The organism is uncultured Bacteroides sp., assembly GCF_910586915.1.
In the GTDB taxonomy this organism is placed as follows: Bacteria; Bacteroidota; Bacteroidia; order Bacteroidales; family Bacteroidaceae; genus Bacteroides.
The window spans coordinates 13,649-31,048 of record NZ_CAJULN010000031.1; the positions used below are offsets into that span (position 1 = coordinate 13,649).

Genomic DNA, 17,400 nt, shown 5'->3' on the forward strand with positions numbered 1-17,400 from the left:
AATTCTTTGAATTCTGCGGGGAAAATCAGTTATGACATACCTCCTTTAATTATTGGGGCAACGTCACCGAGAAATGCGGATTCGGAGTATGTTGCTTAAAGATGATGGCTTTCATCTTTTCTACAATGTCCGGATGTTGCGCCGCTATGTCGTTGTCCTCATGAATATCGTTTTGCAGATTGTAGAGGAAAGGTTTCCCTTTTTTCACGATTAGCTTCCAGTCGCCCATACGTACCGCTATCTGGTTGGTTTCGTTGAACTCCCAGTAGAGGAACTCATGCTGTTTCTGCTTCTTCTTGCCGAGCAATGTCGGGGCGAAGGAGATTCCGTCGAAATAATCCACCTCTTTCTCCTTGTTGCGGTATTTCTTTTCGTAGTTTTTGATACCGGCTACTTCGCAGAAGGTAGGCATCAAGTCGTAGAATGCGCAGATGTGGTCGTTCACCTGACCGGCGGGGACGTGTCCCGGCCAGCGTGCGATGAACGGAATGCGGATACCACCCTCGTGACACTGGCGTTTCAGACCGCGCAGCTTGCCGTCTCTGCCGAAGAACGTAGGATCGGCACCGCCCTCTTCGTGAGGACCGTTGTCGCTGGAGAAGATGACCAGTGTGTTTTCGTCCAATCCTTTCTCTTTCAGCTTTTGCAGCACTTCGCCCACATAGTGGTCGAGGCGGGTAATCATGGCAGCAAACTGTGCGTGAGTGTGCGTGATGGCGTTGTAGCGTGAGCCTTCACTGCCTGCATATTCTTTGTCCGGATTGAATTTGGCTTTGTATTCGTTCAGGATGGAGTCTTCCGGCTGCACCAGTTCCGCATGAGGCAACGTATAGGTCAGTACGCCGAAGAAAGGCTGTTTGCCGTCTTGGCGGTCGAGCCATTCCATAGCCTTCTCGTGAATCATATCGGCAGAGTATTGCGAACGCTTCTGGTATTCGGGGCCGTACATCGGATATTTGATGTTTTCTTCCATCGTGACACGTACTACACCCGTGTCGCCCAATGCTTTGCTGTAGCGGTTGAGGAAGTTGGGATAGTAGAGGTGAGCCTGGAACTGGCAGATATAACCGTAATACTCGTCTATCCCCCGTTTGTCGGGAGTGGAGCAGGAACCTTCGTAACCGCCCGCCCATTTGCCGAACATTCCTGTTGTGTAGCCGTTGTCTTTCATGATTTCCGGCAGGATGATGTGGTCGGGGTCGTAAGGGTGTTGTCCTACAACGGAATATTCTTTGTTGTTGCCATACATGACGGTGGGAGCATTTCGCCAATATTCCTTATTGCCGCGCACTTCGCAGTGGCCGCTGTGCTGTCCTGTCATGAACGACGCCCGCGACGGGGCACTGACGGGACTGCCTGCATAGGCTTGCGTGAAACGTATGCCCTCGTTTGCCATAGCATCCAAGTGAGGAGTACGTATGAACGGTTGTCCGTAGCAGCCCAAGTCTCCGTATCCCATGTCGTCGCAAAGGATGAACAGGATGTTCGGTTGGGTGTTCTTTTTTTGTGCATGGGCCGGCAGAGCGGATAAGAGCAGCGTGCCACCTATGACTGAGATTGATTTGTAATCCATGATGTTGGTCTGTTAATTAAAGTGAATTACTGGTTGATAATATCTTTTCCGTCACGTACGTTTTGGAGAATCGTTTGCAGTTCCGCCACTTTTTCAGGTTTTTGAGAAGCGTAGTTGGTTGCTTCTTTCACTTCCTTCATTTTATATAGCTGCGGCTCTGGAGAGTTTCCGGTTTCAATCTTCGGTCCCCACTGAATCATCTTTGGTCCGTTATTCGGTTCAATGTATTTCCACTCTTTGGTGCGGACGGAGAGTGTGTGGTTGGCAGCCTGTTCGATGACCCAGGGGCGGTCTTTTTTCTCCTTGCCCAACCAGCTTTCGAGGAAGTTGTAACTATCCGGTGCAGTGTTTTGGGGCTTGACGGCTCCGGTCAGTGCGGCGAGTGAAGCCAGCCAGTCTATTTGTGACACCAATAAGTCGGAAGTCTTTCCTTGCTTCACGCCGGCAGGCCAGCTTACGATGGCAGGAACGCGTGTTCCGCCTTCAAACGCACTATACTTGTTACCTCTTAACGGTCCGGCGGGGCTGTGGCCGTTGAGGAGTTCTTCCGCTCTGTCGTCATATCCGTCATCAACAACAGGGCCGTTGTCGCTCGACAGGATGATGAGCGTGTTTTCTCTCAGTCCCAGCTTTTCCAATGCGTTCATGATTTCTCCGACACAATAGTCGAACTGTACGATGGCGTCGCCTCTCACACCCATCGGATTCTTTCCTCTGAAACGGTCGTGAGGGAAGCGAGGTACGTGTACGTCGTTTGTAGCGAAATAGAGGAAGAACGGTTTTTCTTTGTTTTCCTCAATGAAACGGATAGCGTGGGTGGTGAGTGAGTCGGCGATGTTCTCGTCTTTCCAGAGTGCCTTGCCGCCTCCTTTCATATAACCGATGCGGGAGATACCATTGACGATGGACATATCATGACCGTGGCTTGGCTTTTGGTTATAGAGCAGTTCGGGGTTACTTTTTCCGGTGGGTTCGCCTTTAAAGTTCTTTATATAGCTCACTTCGATGGGGGCGCTGGGGTCGTAGTTGGCAACTTTACCGTTTTCGATGAATACACAGGGGACGCGGTCGGCTGTGGCTGCCATGATGTAATGATAGTCGAAGCCTAAGTCGCCCAATGCGCAGGGCAAGGGAGCATTCCAGTCCTGTGTACCGGTTTTATCGCCAAGTCCTAAGTGCCATTTGCCGATAGCGGCGGTCGTGTAGCCTGTACTTTTAAACATATCAGCCATTGTGTATTGTTCGGGGCGGATAATCATTCCGGCATCTCCAGCTGCTACATCCGTACCTTTCTTGCGCCATGCATATTCACCTGTCAGCATGGAGTAGCGGGAAGGGGTGCTGGTAGCGGCTGTGGCGTGTGCGTTGGTGAAGAGGATGCCCGATTTCGCCAGTCGGTTGACGTTGGGAGTCTCCACGTTCTTAGCTCCATAGCATTGCAGGTCTCCGTAGCCGAGGTCGTCGGCGTAGATGAACACGACATTTGGAGTTTTCGACTTTTCTGATGTGGCGCTTACCGGAGTTTTACTTGTTGCGTTGGCGGTGCAGGCAACAGAGGATAAGAGGGTTAGCATCAAAGGTTGTTTCATTTTTTTAGGTATTAAGTTTTATAAAGAATAATGTGAAAGGTTCCGGCTTATGGATTCAACTCGACAATCTCTTCGTTGCAAACCGTCAGTTTCTCGATGCCTTCGTTGGTCACTACCCAAGAGTTTTCTATTCCCACGGGACCTACACCCGGCAGAACGATTTTCGGTTCGATGGCAAACACCATTCCCGGTTCCAACTCCTGCTTGATGCGTGGGGCAATGACCGGAGCTTCATTGATTTCGAGCCCGATACCGTGGCCGATAAACTTGGCTTGCTGCCCGGTTCCCATGAACCTGTCGGCAAATCCGGCGGCGGTGACTGTCTCGATGGCAACATTGTACAACTCCTCGCAAGGAACTCCCGGACGGGCGATGGCTGCAATCTTCTCCTGGATGTCGAGGCAGACCTGGTGTGCCGCATACGCCTCTTCGGAGAGCTTGCCGATGGAGAACACACGACTCATGTCGCCCATATATCCGTTGAAATTACCTCCCATATCGACCATGACACTTTGCCCCTCCTTCAACGGGGTTTTGTTGGCGCCACCCGGCAGGGCGGAGTCGAGTCCCTGACCGCCTAAGGCAAAATCGTACGGAGAGGGATAGCCGGCATTGTCTCCGGTCAGCACGCTTCCCATAAAGATTTCCATGCTTCGTCCGAATACGCGGAAGATACCTAAGCAGCCTTGCAGGCGCATCAGACGTTCTATCTCGATGGAAAACTCGATGTCCGTCATACCGGGACGGTAGACACCCGGTATCTGTTCGTAGGCTTTCGCATGAACGATACCCGAACGGCGGAACAGCTCGACTTCGATGTGGGTTTTTACGCTGCGTGCCTGACGAATCAACGGAGTTCCGTTCACCACCTCCGCTTCGGGGAACAGGTTTGCCAGGCGGCAGTATTCCGTATAAGGAAGCTCGTCGCCTTCCAACATCAGCTTCGACGGCATCGGCAAGCCCTGTTCTTTCAGCAGGTCGACTATCTGTTCTGGTTTGCGGATAGGAAATGCGTGTTCGCCCATGATGTTGTTGGGGCGTTTGAAAAACAGTAGTGCGGGTGAGTGCAAAGGAAGGTAGATATATCCACTCACTACACATCCATACGTATAAATAAGATTGGTATTACAAGTGATAAGAGCAGCATCGATACCTTGCGACGCCATCAGGCTGCGAATCTTGTCGCGGCGAAATTTCAATTCGGGTTGTAGCATCTTTATTGTTTTGTTACATAATTATTTCTTGTATGGACAATAGGTTACCCTATGATGCCACAAAGATAGTTAATTCCAGTGAAAACGGAATGGATTTCAAAAAAATAGCGCTACCCGTGTCCTTCGCAGGAGACGAATAGCGCAAACCACAAATACAAATACAACTAAACAAAGTCTTAAAATAAATTGAGAATCGAGAATTGAAATTTGAGAGTTGAGAATTATTTCTCAATTTTCAATTTTTAATTTAAATAACTCCTTGTCCCATCATCGCGTGAGCTACTTTCATGAATCCGGCAATATTGGCACCCTTCACGTAGTTGATGTATCCATCGGGTTCCGTACCGTATTTCACGCATTGCGCATGAATACCGTGCATGATGGTGTGGAGTTTTTCGTCCACTTCGGCAGCGCTCCAGCTAAGGTGCATGGCGTTTTGAGACATTTCCAGTCCGGAAGTAGCAACACCGCCTGCGTTGACTGCCTTGCCCGGCGCATACATCGTCTTATGTTCGATGAACAGGTCGATGGCTTCGGGCGTACAGCCCATATTGGATATTTCTCCGACGCAAAGAACATTGTTATTGATAAGGTTTTGAGCGTCTTCTCCATTCAATTCGTTTTGAGTTGCACAGGGGAGTGCGATGTCTGCTTTCACTTCCCACGGGCGTTTGCCTTCCACGAAGGTGGCGTTCGGGTATTTTTCAGCATAAGGAGCAACGATGTCATTGCCCGAAGAACGAAGTTCGAGCATATAATCTATCTTTTCGCCACTGATGCCGTCCGGGTCGTAGATATATCCGTCGGGACCGGAGATGGTGATGACCTTAGCTCCCAATTCGGTAGCTTTGGTGGCTGCGCCCCAGGCAACGTTGCCGAATCCGGAGATGGCTACTGTCTTACCCTTAATGTCGATGCCTTTCGCCTGCAACATCTGGTTGACAAAGTACAGACCGCCGAAACCGGTAGCTTCGGGACGAATCAGCGAACCGCCGAATTCCAATCCTTTGCCGGTGAAGGTTCCTGTAAATTCGCGGGTCAGCTTCTTGTACATTCCGAACATATAGCCAACTTCGCGTCCGCCTACGCCGATGTCACCGGCGGGCACATCCATATCGGGACCGAGGTGACGCCACAGTTCCAACATGAACGCTTGGCAGAAACGCATGATTTCGGCGTTGCTCTTTCCGCGCGGAGAGAAGTCGGAACCGCCTTTGCCGCCGCCCATAGGCAGGGTAGTGAGTGCGTTCTTGAAGGTCTGTTCGAAACCGAGGAACTTCAGAATGGAAAGGTTGACGGAAGCATGGAAACGAATGCCGCCTTTGTACGGGCCGATGGCGTTGTTGAACTGTACGCGATAGCCGAGGTTGGTCTGTACCTCGCCTCTGTCGTCTACCCACGTCACGCGGAACGTGAAGATGCGGTCGGGCTCTACCAACCGTTCTATGATTTTAGCTTTTTCAAACTCGGGGTGCTGGTTGTACACCTCTTCAATGGAGTGAAGCACTTCTTTGACTGCTTGAAGATATTCGGATTCACCGGGATGCTTTGCCTCTAAACAGGACATGATTTTCTGAATGTTCATGATACTATTATTTTTAAGGGTTAATTCTGATAAAATGTCAAATAACTAACTGCAAATATAGGTAATTTTTTGAAAGTTGATTATTTGGATGCCAATATTTTGATTAAATAATGATAAAATGATAGCGTTTGAGCCTCTGTACGGAAAGCGGACGGCAAACTTTGTCGGCGGAGAAGGCGGAAAATGAGACGGAAAGGATTAACTTTGCAACATCTCATTAATGACGCATGACAATTTGAATAAAGAAAGGAGACCAATGATATGCTCAGTAAATACAAATTGAACCAGCTTTACTTCAAGGATACGCAATTTGCCAACCTGATGACCCGGCGCATTTTTAATGTGTTGCTGATAGCCAATCCTTACGATGCTTTCATGCTCGAAGATGACGGACGCATCGACGAGAAGATTTTCAATGAATATACCTCGTTGTCGTTGCGTTATCCGCCCCGGTTTTCGCAGGTGTCTACGGAAGAGGAGGCGTTGGCGCAGTTGGAAAATATGTCGTTCGACCTGGTGATTTGTATGCCCAGCACGGGAGACAACGACAGTTTTGACATCGGAAGACATATCAAGGAGAGATACGAGCATATCCCTATCGTTATCCTGACACCGTTCAGCCACGGTATTACGAAACGGATTATCAACGAAGATTTGAGCGCGTTTGAATATGTGTTCTGCTGGCTGGGCAATACCGACTTGTTGGTATCCATCATCAAGCTGATGGAAGATAAGATGAATCTGGAACATGACGTGCAGGAAGTGGGCGTGCAATTGATTCTGCTGGTAGAAGACGGTATCCGCTTCTATTCTTCCATTCTGCCGAATCTGTATAAGTTTGTGTTGCAGCAAAGCCAGGAGTTCTCTACAGAAGCACTGAATGCGCATCAGCGTACGCTTCGTATGCGCGGACGTCCGAAGATTGTGCTGGCGCGCACCTATCAGGAAGCGACGGAGATTTATCACAAATATCAGAATAATATATTAGGTGTAATCACCGACGTGCGTTTCCCGAAGGTGGAACGCGGGGAGAAAGACGGGTTAGCTGGTATCAAGCTATGTGCCGAAATACGGAAGAACGACCCGTTTGTACCTTTGATTATCCAGTCGTCCGAATCGGAAAACTATTCTTATGCGGCAAAATATGGTGCGAGCTTTATTGATAAGAACTCAAAGAAGATGGACGTCGACTTGCGTCGTATCGTTGCAGATAACTTCGGTTTCGGCGATTTCGTCTTCCGCAATCCCGAGACGGGAGAGGAGATAGCGCACGTACGCAATTTGAAAGAGTTGCAGAACATCCTATTTGCCGTGCCTGCTGAATCTTTCCTCTACCATATCAGCCGCAACCATGTGTCGCGCTGGCTCTATTCGCGGGCTATGTTTCCTGTGGCGGAGTTTTTGAAGCCTATCACCTGGAGCAGTCTGCAGGATGTGGACGCCCATCGCCGCATCATCTTCGAAGCCATTGTGAAATACCGAAAGATGAAGAACCAGGGAGTCGTGGCGGTGTTCAAGCGCGACCGTTTCGACCGTTATTCCAATTTTGCCCGCATCGGCGACGGTTCATTAGGCGGAAAAGGGCGTGGACTGGCTTTTATCGACAATATGGTGAAGCGGCATCCCGAATTTGACGAATTCGAGAATGCACGGGTGGCGATTCCCAAGACGGTGGTGCTCTGTACGGATGTGTTCGACGAATTTATGGATACCAATAATCTGTATCAGATAGCCCTTTCGGATGCGGATGACGATACGATTCTGAGATATTTCCTCAAAGCGAAATTGCCCGACAGACTGGTGGAGGACTTCTTCACTTTCTTTGATGTGGTGAAGTCGCCGATTGCCATCCGTTCTTCTTCTTTGTTGGAGGACTCGCATTATCAACCCTTTGCCGGAATCTACAATACATATATGATTCCTTATCTGGACGACCGCTATGAAATGTTGCGTATGCTTTCCGACGCCATCAAAGGTGTGTATGCATCGGTCTATTTCCGTGACAGTAAAGCGTATATGCAAGCCACTTCGAATGTTATCGACCAGGAGAAGATGGCGGTCATCTTGCAGGAGGTGGTGGGTAACCAGTATGGCGAACGCTATTATCCTTCCATGTCGGGCGTGGCGCGTTCGTTGAATTACTATCCGTTGGGCGATGAAAAAGCGGAAGAGGGAACGGTAAACTTAGCTTTGGGATTGGGAAAGTATATCGTGGACGGTGGTATGACACTCCGCTTCTCTCCTTATCATCCGAACCAGGTGTTGCAGACAAGCGAAATGGAAATAGCCCTGAAAGAGACCCAAACCCGTTTTTATGCTTTGGACTTGAAGAACGCAGGGCATGATTTCTCTATCGACGATGGCTTCAACCTCTTGAAACTCCACGTGAAGGAGGCGGAGAATGACGGTGCTTTGCGCTATATCGCTTCTACATACGACCCGTACGACCAGGTTATCCGTGACGGCCTGTACCCGGGCGGACGCAAAGTAATCACGTTTGCCAATATCCTGCAACACGATGTTTTCCCGTTGGCACGTATCCTTCAGTTGGTGTTGAAATACGGAGAACAGGAGATGCGCCGTCCCGTAGAGATTGAGTTTGCCGCTACGATGAGCCGCGAGCAGGATAAGACGGGCACGTTCTATCTGCTGCAAATCCGTCCCATCGTAGACAGCAAGGAAATTCTGGACGAAGATTTGAACGAGATACCGGACGAGGAGACGATTCTCCGTTCTTACAACTCGTTAGGACATGGTGTGATGAACGATATCTGCGATGTGGTCTATGTCAAGACCGACGGCTACAGTGCGTCGAACAATCAGGCTATTGCCTGGGAGATAGAGAAAATCAACCAGCAGTTCTTGAACGAGGGCAGGAATTATGTGCTTGTCGGCCCGGGACGCTGGGGAAGCAGCGACACATGGTTGGGTATTCCGGTGAAGTGGCCGCACATCTCCGCCGCCCGCGTAATTGTGGAAGCCGGACTGACCAACTATCGTGTAGACCCCAGCCAGGGCACGCATTTCTTTCAAAACCTGACTTCGTTCGGAGTAGGCTACTTCACTATCAATGCTTTTATGAACGATGGTGTCTATAACCAGGAGTTCTTGAATGCGCAGCCGGCAGTGATGGAAACCAAATTCCTCCGTCATGTCCGCTTTGAAAGACCTGTGATTGTCAAGATGGACGGAAAGAAAAAACATGGGGTGGTGCTGATGCCGGATGCAGGTGAAAAGTGAGAAAGCATGGGGGATTTTTGCTCAGTGATTGAGCACTTACGCTATGTCTACTGAAAAGTGTATATTGAAAAATCTATCTCATTTTTGGGCTAAAAATGGGAAGTATGACGTATGAATCTTAAAAATAGAACATAAAATACAAAGAATAGACCTTGTGAGGGTGAATGCAAAGCCATTACTTTGCACCCGATTTTTTATCGGAAAAAAGATTATTAACTAACAATGAAAATTATGAAGAAAAGTTTGTTGTATTTGTTTATGCTCGTTTGCTCTGTAACTTTATTTACGGGATGTAGTAATGATGATGATACAGAATTGGCACAAGTAACTGATATAAGTGGCGATTATCAGGGACGTTTAGTTGTTTCTATTGATGAAAGTGCGGCTGAACCGATTTCTCAATTGATATCAATTATTAAATCAGGAGAACAAAATTCACAAGTATTGCTGTCTTTGAAAGATTTTTCATTTGCTGGACAGTTGGTCGGTGATATTGAAGTACCTTGTACGGTAGTTGAAAAAGATGGAATGCAAGAACTCAGTGGACAAAAAGATTTGTCGTTTACAACGGAATTTGGTAAAGTGTTAGGTACACTTCCTACTTCTGTTAATGGTACTGTGAAAGGTGAATCTATCAATATTCAAATAGGTGTAACAGTTGAGACCTTAAATCAGATTGTAGATGTAGTTTTTGATGGAGAACGTTTGGCAGAGGGTGAAAGCGGTAAGAACAAGACTTATTATGATTTTGAAACTTGGGTAGCTGCTGGTGATCCAGCAGAAATGCCTGAAGGATTAATGTTTTATGAACCTACAGGATGGTCAAGTAGTAATACAGGAGTATTTCTTCTTCGTTCAATGTTTAAGTTAACGGATCGGTATGCTGTAACAGAAAGTGATGATGCTTGCTCTGGAAATTCTTCAGTAAAAATAGAGTCGGTAGATACACAAGGCAAGAATTTGGGTTTTGTTATGGTTCCTAAAGTTACTTCAGGAAGTTTATTTATTGGTAGTTTTGTTACTGATATGATGAATACTTTAAATAGTACTAAGTTTGGGATTCCTTATTCACAAAAACCGGTTTCATTAAAAGGATGGTATAAATACACTCCAGGTAAAGAATATTATATTGTAAACGAAACTCCGTATAAGGATCATTGTCATGAAGCTGTATTGGATGAAAGTAAAACAGACGAGTTTGCTATCAGTGCCGTTTTGTACGAAACAGAAGATTATAAAGAAGATTTGTCTGACTGTTTGACAGGAGTTGATGGTGAAAATGGAATTTATACTTCCAGTCGTGTAGCTGCTATCGCACAATTATTTGGTGGAAAGCAAGAAAGTTGGAAAGAATTTGAATTGGATTTTGTTTGGAAGAAAGAATATGATGCAAATAAAAAGTATCGTTTTGCAATTATTTGTTCTTCAAGTAAGGATGGTGATAAGTTCTGGGGTGCTCCGGGAAGTGTATTGATGGTAGATAATTTTGAATTAACAGCAGAATAATAAATTATTTGCTATAATCTTAAGATAATATAAGGATGTGTCAGTTTAGTATTGGCACATCCTTTTTTCTGTTTGAAACTTTTGTTTTATCTAAGAGAGGCTATGGTTTCCTCAGTAAAAAACGATGCTGTCAATTCATTGGAACTATAATTTTAATGAGCGAATGACACATAAGTTGCAGGAACTTTTCTCATAAAAGATAGATTGATATGCGTTTGGATAATTTTTCTTACATTGTTTTCAAGTGAAGAAATTCAGATAGTTATAAAATTGTCGTCAACAAAAATATCCCTCTTAAATTGTGATAATTCATAATCAAATGCTATCTTTGTAGTATTCAAAAGGATAAATAGTTAGAATCATGGCGAAATTTATAAACCCTTTCACTGACGTCGGCTTTAAGAAAATCTTTGGTCAGGAAGTCAGTAAAGACCTTCTAATCGACTTTCTCAACGACTTGTTAGTGGATGAGAAAAGTATAACTGACATCACCTTTCTTGATAAAGAGATACTTCCTGAGTATATGGGCGATCGTGGCGTTATCTACGATATCTATTGTACCACTGAGAACGGTGAGCAGTTTATCGTCGAGATGCAGAACAAGCAGCAGATCAACTTTCGCGAACGTGCCTTATTCTACCTTTCGCACGCCATTTCTCGCCAGGGTGAAAAGGGTGCTTCTTGGCGTTTTAACTTAAAAGCAGTTTACGGCGTATTCTTTATGAACTTCCGTCTGGACGATATGCCTCACAAACTTCGTACTGACATCGTTCTTTCCGACCGTGATACACACGAACAATTCTCGGATAAACTCCGTTTTATCTTTATCGAACTTCCCTCTTTCATGAAAGAAGAGAATGAGTGCGATACCGATTTCGAACGTTGGATTTATGTTTTGAAAAATATGGAAACTTTAAACCGAATGCCTTTTACTGCGCGTAAGTCAGTCTTTGAAAAGTTGGAAAAGATTGTTGATATTGCTTCTCTTTCCAAAGAAGAACGCATCAAGTATGACGAAAGTATCAAGGTGTATCGTGATAATTTGGTTACGATGGAATTTGCCGAGCAGAAGGGTAGAGCGGAAGGTTTGGCGGAAGGGATAGAGAGAGGCTTGGCACAGGGCTTGGCACAAGGTATAGAAAAAGGGCTTGTACAAGGAATGGAAAAAGGTAAAATAGAGGAACGTCGCACTATTGCTCTTCAAATGAAACGTATGGGAATGCCTGTTTCTTCTATCAGTGAAGTCACCGGACTTTCTGAATCGGAAATCGCCCTGTTATAAAAGAGATTGAAATTCACTCTTTATGCAGTTATTGATTAGGATAATCCATAATCAAACGCTATCTTTGTAATCTTCAAAAGGATAAATAGTTAGAATCATGGCGAAATTTATAAACCCTTTCACTGACGTCGGCTTTAAGAAAATCTTTGGTCAGGAAGTCAGTAAAGACCTTCTAATCGACTTTCTCAACGACTTGTTAGTGGATGAGAAAAGTATAACTGACATCACCTTTCTTGATAAAGAGATACTTCCTGAGTATATGGGCGATCGTGGCGTTATCTACGATATCTATTGTACCACTGAGAACGGTGAGCAGTTTATCGTCGAGATGCAGAACAAGCAGCAGATCAACTTTCGCGAACGTGCCTTATTCTACCTTTCGCACGCCATTTCTCGCCAGGGTGAAAAGGGTGCTTCTTGGCGTTTTAACTTAAAAGCAGTTTACGGCGTATTCTTTATGAACTTCCGTCTGGACGATATGCCTCACAAACTTCGTACTGACATCGTTCTTTCCGACCGTGATACACACGAACAATTCTCGGATAAACTCCGTTTTATCTTTATCGAACTTCCCTCTTTCATGAAAGAAGAGAATGAGTGCGATACCGATTTCGAACGTTGGATTTATGTTTTGAAAAATATGGAAACTTTAAACCGAATGCCTTTTACTGCGCGTAAGTCAGTCTTTGAAAAGTTGGAAAAGATTGTTGATATTGCTTCTCTTTCCAAAGAAGAACGCATCAAGTATGACGAAAGTATCAAGGTGTATCGTGATAATTTGGTTACGATGGAATTTGCCGAGCAGAAGGGCAGAGCGGAAGGTTTGGTGGAAGGGATAGAGAGAGGCTTGGCACAGGGATTGGAAAAAGGAAGAGCTGAAGGTAAAATCGAAGAACGTCGTACCATTGCCCTTCAAATGAAACGTATGGGAATGCCTGTCTCTTCTATCAGTGAAGTCACCGGACTCTCCCAATCGGAAATTGATGGTTTATAGACGATTCCTCTTTGTGATTATTTGTCTAAACCGTTACGAATTTAAGGCTTTTGACTCCCTCAAATATAGGACAGACGAGTGAACGTAGACTTCATTCGTCTGTTTTTTTTGTATGATAGAATTTAGCTATTCTCTATGTATATCAACACTTTTCGCTATCTTTGCATCCAAATCGTTTTTTCAACTAAATATTTTAATTAATGAAAATGAAAAAAGTATTAGCCGGAATGATGATGTGTCTGGCAATGGTTTCCTGTATTCAGGATGAAGCCTTAAATGTAGAAGCAGCTATAGATGGCTGTAGAGGAAAGGATATTCAGCAATGTTTGATTGACCCGAATGCATTTACTATCCAATTATATGTGTCGAAAGCGGCAGACCTGTCGAAAATTAATCTTCTTTTTGAACTCCCGGCAGGAGCTACCGTAGCACCTGAGCAGAAGTTACAAACAGACGGAACGGACACATATAACTTTGAAGAAAATAAGATGCGCAAATTTAAAGTTACTTCCGAAGATGGCGCTTTCTCGGCAACCTATGAAGTAAGACTTTGGCAGACAGAAATGCCCACTGCCTACGGATTTGAGATGCTAAGTTCCCTCACTCCTTACCATGTATTTTATGAAGAAAAGGACGAAGGACACATTCTGCGTCGCTTGGAATGGTCGAGTGGAAATCCTGGATATAAATTAACGGCACAGGCAAAAACGCCTTTGGACTATCCTACCGTACAGGTCAATGGTGGTATAAACGGGGGGAAATGTGTAAAATTGGAGACTAAAGACACAGGCAGTTTCGGATCAATGGTGAAAATGTACATTGCAGCAGGCAACCTGTTCATAGGTTCGTTCGAGGTGGGGCAAGCATTGAATGACGCGATGAAAGCAACCCGTTTCGGATTCCCCTATTTCTACCGGCCACAGAGTTTGAAAGGACATTATAAATACAAGGCAGGTCCTCAGTTCTCCGTGAAGGGAGAAATCGTTGAAGGAAAGAAAGACCAATGCGATATTTACGGTGTGCTGTACGAAACGGATGATAATGTGCACTTCCTTGATGGTTCCAACTCGCTGACTTCTGAGAATATTGTAGCTTTGGCACGGAACATTGACCAACTACCCGAGACCGATGACTGGAAAGAATTTAATTTTGATTTTGAATTGAAGAAGGGCAAATCCATTGACTCGGAGAAACTGAAGAAAGGTATCTATAAACTTGCCATCGTATTTTCTTCAAGTGTCGACGGAGCCAAGTTTGAAGGAGCAGTGGGAAGTACGCTGTATGTAGACCAGGTGGAAATAGTAAACTACCCCGACTCAAACAACTAATTGTATCCCTATTATAAATCATTCAATAATAAGAAAAAATGAAGAGGACAATATATAATAGAATTGCAGGATTGCTGTTTCTGGCAATACTTTGCCCGCAACTGTCTTTTGCACAGACCGAACGTAGCAAAGCCCTTATCTACTCCTATCTGCATGGATGGGAATATAGCATCAAAGCAGGATTGAGCATTGGTGGAACGGCTCCGTTGCCTTTGCCCAAAGAGATACGTAACATCGACAACTATTCGCCCAATATTGCCATTGCTCTCGAAGGAAACGCCACCAAGTGGCTGGGTAACGACAAGAAGTGGGGAATGACTGCCGGCATACGGTTGGAAAATAAAACCATGACCACCAAAGCCACCGTAAAAAACTATGGAATGAAGATTATCAACGCCGACGGTGGAGAATTGCAGGGACTATGGACCGGTGGTGTGAAGACAAAAGTAAAAAACTCATACCTGACTATCCCATTGCTTGCCAATTACAAAATAAGCAGTCGTTGGAAAGTATCGCTCGGCCCTTACTTCTCTTATATGAGCGAAGGCAACTTCTCTGGTCATGTATATGAGGGCCATCTGCGTACTCCGGACGAGAACGGGCAGCGTGTCAATTTCAGTGGTGAGAGCATAGCCACATACGACTTCTCGGAAAATCTGCGGAAGTTCCAGTGGGGTGCACAGCTTGGCGGCGAATGGAAAGCCTTCAAACATCTGAACGTGTATGCTGACCTGACCTGGGGACTGAACGATGTATTCAAGAAAGATTTCGAAACCATCACCTTTGCCATGTATCCCATCTATCTGAATGTCGGATTCGGATATGCCTTCTAAGACCGCTTCGGTAAGATATACAAAAAGAGACTGTCTTGCGCATCACACGCAGACAGTCTCTTTTTTTTATAAACTATGGTTTCTATTCTTTCTTCGGACCGATTTTTTTATACGATACCCTGCGCCATCATTGCTTTGGCCACCTTCATGAATCCGGCCACGTTGGCACCTTTCACGTAGTTCACATATCCGTCGGCTTCAGTACCATACTGAACACACGCTTCATGGATATTCTTCATGATGCTCTTTAGCTTTTCGTCCACTTCTTCGGCGCTCCAGCTCAGTTTGATGGAATTCTGAGTCATCTCAAGACCCGACACGGATACACCGCCGGCGTTGGCAGCCTTACCCGGAGCGTAAAGAATCTTGGCATCCTGGAACACTTTGATAGCTTCCGGAGTAGACGGCATATTCGCACCTTCCGAAACCGCCATCACACCGTTGGCAATCAGTTTCTTTGCATCGTCGCCGTTAATCTCGTTCTGAGTGGCCGACGGCAGCGCGATATCAGCTTTCTCACCCCACGGACGAGCGCCTTCCACATATTTGCAGCTGTACTTCTCGGCATATTCGCGGATACGTCCACGGTACAGGTTTTTCAGTTCCATGATGTAATCCAGTTTTTCGCGGTCGATACCGTCCGGGTCGTAGATATAGCCGTCGGAGTCGGACATTGTCAACACTTTGCCACCTAACTCCAGCACTTTTTCTGCCGTGTACTGAGCCACGTTGCCCGAGCCCGAAATCAGGCAAGTCTTGCCTTTCAGGTCGGTACCTTTGGTTTGCAGCATCTCCATCAGGAAATAGATGTTTCCGTATCCGGTAGCTTCGGGACGAATCAGCGAACCGCCGAACTCGCGTCCTTTGCCCGTAAAGGTTCCCGTAAACTCATGAGCCAGTTTTTTGTACATACCGAACATGAAGCCTACCTCACGGCCGCCTACGCCGATATCACCCGCAGGAACGTCGGTTTCCGGACCGATGTGGCGCCACAATTCCAGCATGAAAGACTGCACGAAACGCATTACTTCCATGTTCGACTTTCCGCGCGGAGAGAAGTCGGAACCACCTTTGCCACCACCCATCGGCAGCGTGGTGAGTGAGTTTTTGAATGTTTGTTCAAAGGCAAGGAACTTCAGGATAGAGAGGTTCACGGATGAGTGGAAACGGATACCGCCTTTGTACGGGCCGATGGCGTTGTTGTGCTGCACGCGGTAGCCCATGTTTGTCCGGATGTTACCTTTGTCATCCATCCAAGTCACGCGGAACTGATATACTCTGTCGGGGATGCACAAACGCTCGATTAAGTTTGCTTTGTCAAACTCCGGGTGTTTGTTGTATTCCTCTTCAATGGTAGAGAGAACCTCTTCTACTGCTTGATGATACTCCGGTTCGTTGGGAAATCTTCTCTTTAAATCGTCTAATACCTTTGCTGCATTCATAATCTTTTTTCTTTTATTGATGTTTTTTTAATTCGATATCCGTTTCTTTTATGCGGTTGCAAAAGTAAAGATAAAAATTAAACCGACAAACATTTTATAAAGAAATATGCGATAAAATATCAAATTTGATATTTTATCGCATGAAAAATGAATAAAAGGATATTTTCTTTCCGTTACTTGAAGCATTGTGTTTTGTTCTCGTAGGTGAAGATGCGTTCTTCCTTTCCGGTGGTAAGATTCTGTAGCCAGAACAGTGCGTTTTCGGGTACGTTGCCGAAGGTGAGAGAATAGCCGTCTGCCTTTTTCGTCCCGCACGATATCCATCCTTCGCGGAAATTGAAATAGAAAAGTTCGTATTCGTCGTCTGGGTAGATGCCGTTTCCGTCGTTTGCCGGAAGCAGGTGGATGCTTTCCGGCAGACGGTTTTCGGGACATGAGTAAATCAGTTTCTCGGAAAGAATCATGGCGGTGAGGATGTTGTTGTCCGTCAGTCTATTGGTGGGGAAGAAGCTGACTTTGTCACGGTCGGCTTTGGCCGGGATGGTTGCCTGGTTTTTGTCTTTGAAATAAATTTCTGCGATGTGGCAAATATGGTTGGGCAGTGGCGAAAGGTGGATGAAGCGGTATTTGCCTTCCGGTTGCACTTGGAAAGCGGTTTTCGGGTTGTGGCCGGAAGCACAGCCCAGGGTGTCGCACCGACGGAAGTCGGGGGTGTCTGCCCCCTCTACCAAGCAATGGAAGGGTCGGATATAGTTTTCTTTTACTCGTTGGTTGAATTAAGAATCTAAATATTTACAAATGAAAAAGTTGCACA

Annotated in this window: 12 protein-coding genes; 6 read left to right on the forward strand and 6 right to left on the reverse strand. The window is 45.9% G+C overall.

The window, feature by feature from the left end; all coding sequences use genetic code 11:
- Nucleotides 1-49 precede the first annotated feature (49 nt).
- The 4 genes from QZ331_RS10780 to gdhA all read right to left on the reverse strand — a co-directional run bounded on the left by QZ331_RS10780 (nucleotide 50) and on the right by gdhA (nucleotide 5,961).
- A complete protein-coding gene (locus QZ331_RS10780; protein ID WP_294630121.1) occupies nucleotides 50-1,573 on the reverse strand; it encodes an arylsulfatase in 1,524 nt (507 codons plus the stop codon).
- Nucleotides 1,574-1,599: 26 nt separating this feature from the next.
- Nucleotides 1,600-3,162: an arylsulfatase gene (locus QZ331_RS10785; protein ID WP_294630123.1), complete on the reverse strand. Its 1,563-nt coding sequence runs from the start codon at nucleotides 3,160-3,162 to the stop codon at nucleotides 1,600-1,602.
- Between the two features lie 47 nt (nucleotides 3,163-3,209).
- A complete protein-coding gene (locus QZ331_RS10790; RefSeq protein ID WP_294630125.1) occupies nucleotides 3,210-4,376 on the reverse strand; it encodes a Xaa-Pro peptidase family protein in 1,167 nt (388 codons plus the stop codon).
- Between the two features lie 247 nt (nucleotides 4,377-4,623).
- Complete coding sequence (gene gdhA, locus QZ331_RS10795; protein ID WP_294630127.1) at nucleotides 4,624-5,961, reverse strand: NADP-specific glutamate dehydrogenase; 1,338 nt, start codon at nucleotides 5,959-5,961, stop codon at nucleotides 4,624-4,626.
- Nucleotides 5,962-6,222: 261 nt separating this feature from the next.
- Between gdhA and QZ331_RS10800 the strand changes: the two genes are divergently transcribed.
- The 6 genes from QZ331_RS10800 (at nucleotide 6,223) to QZ331_RS10825 (ending at nucleotide 15,144) form a co-directional block, all read left to right on the forward strand.
- Nucleotides 6,223-9,201, forward strand: a complete 2,979-nt coding sequence (locus QZ331_RS10800) for a PEP/pyruvate-binding domain-containing protein (RefSeq protein WP_294630129.1) — start codon at nucleotides 6,223-6,225, stop codon at nucleotides 9,199-9,201.
- Between the two features lie 231 nt (nucleotides 9,202-9,432).
- Complete coding sequence (locus tag QZ331_RS10805; protein ID WP_294630131.1) at nucleotides 9,433-10,707, forward strand: PCMD domain-containing protein; 1,275 nt, start codon at nucleotides 9,433-9,435, stop codon at nucleotides 10,705-10,707.
- A gap of 361 nt (nucleotides 10,708-11,068) precedes the next feature.
- The gene (locus QZ331_RS10810) at nucleotides 11,069-11,989 is read left to right on the forward strand and encodes an Rpn family recombination-promoting nuclease/putative transposase (protein WP_294630133.1); all 921 of its coding nucleotides are present in this window, start codon (nucleotides 11,069-11,071) and stop codon (nucleotides 11,987-11,989) included.
- Nucleotides 11,990-12,086: 97 nt separating this feature from the next.
- Nucleotides 12,087-12,983, forward strand: a complete 897-nt coding sequence (locus QZ331_RS10815; protein WP_294630135.1) for an Rpn family recombination-promoting nuclease/putative transposase — start codon at nucleotides 12,087-12,089, stop codon at nucleotides 12,981-12,983.
- Between the two features lie 200 nt (nucleotides 12,984-13,183).
- Complete coding sequence (locus QZ331_RS10820) at nucleotides 13,184-14,311, forward strand: PCMD domain-containing protein (protein WP_294630137.1); 1,128 nt, start codon at nucleotides 13,184-13,186, stop codon at nucleotides 14,309-14,311.
- A 38-nt stretch (nucleotides 14,312-14,349) separates the two neighbouring features.
- On the forward strand, nucleotides 14,350-15,144 hold the full coding sequence (locus QZ331_RS10825) for a porin family protein (RefSeq protein WP_294630139.1): 795 nt from the start codon (nucleotides 14,350-14,352) through the stop codon (nucleotides 15,142-15,144).
- 107 nt (nucleotides 15,145-15,251) lie between these two features.
- Here the strand turns inward: QZ331_RS10825 and QZ331_RS10830 are convergent, their stop codons facing one another.
- A complete protein-coding gene (locus QZ331_RS10830) occupies nucleotides 15,252-16,586 on the reverse strand; it encodes an NADP-specific glutamate dehydrogenase (protein ID WP_294630141.1) in 1,335 nt (444 codons plus the stop codon).
- A gap of 173 nt (nucleotides 16,587-16,759) precedes the next feature.
- Nucleotides 16,760-17,317: a hypothetical protein gene (locus QZ331_RS10835; RefSeq protein ID WP_294630143.1), complete on the reverse strand. Its 558-nt coding sequence runs from the start codon at nucleotides 17,315-17,317 to the stop codon at nucleotides 16,760-16,762.
- Between the last annotated feature and the right edge of the window lie 83 nt (nucleotides 17,318-17,400).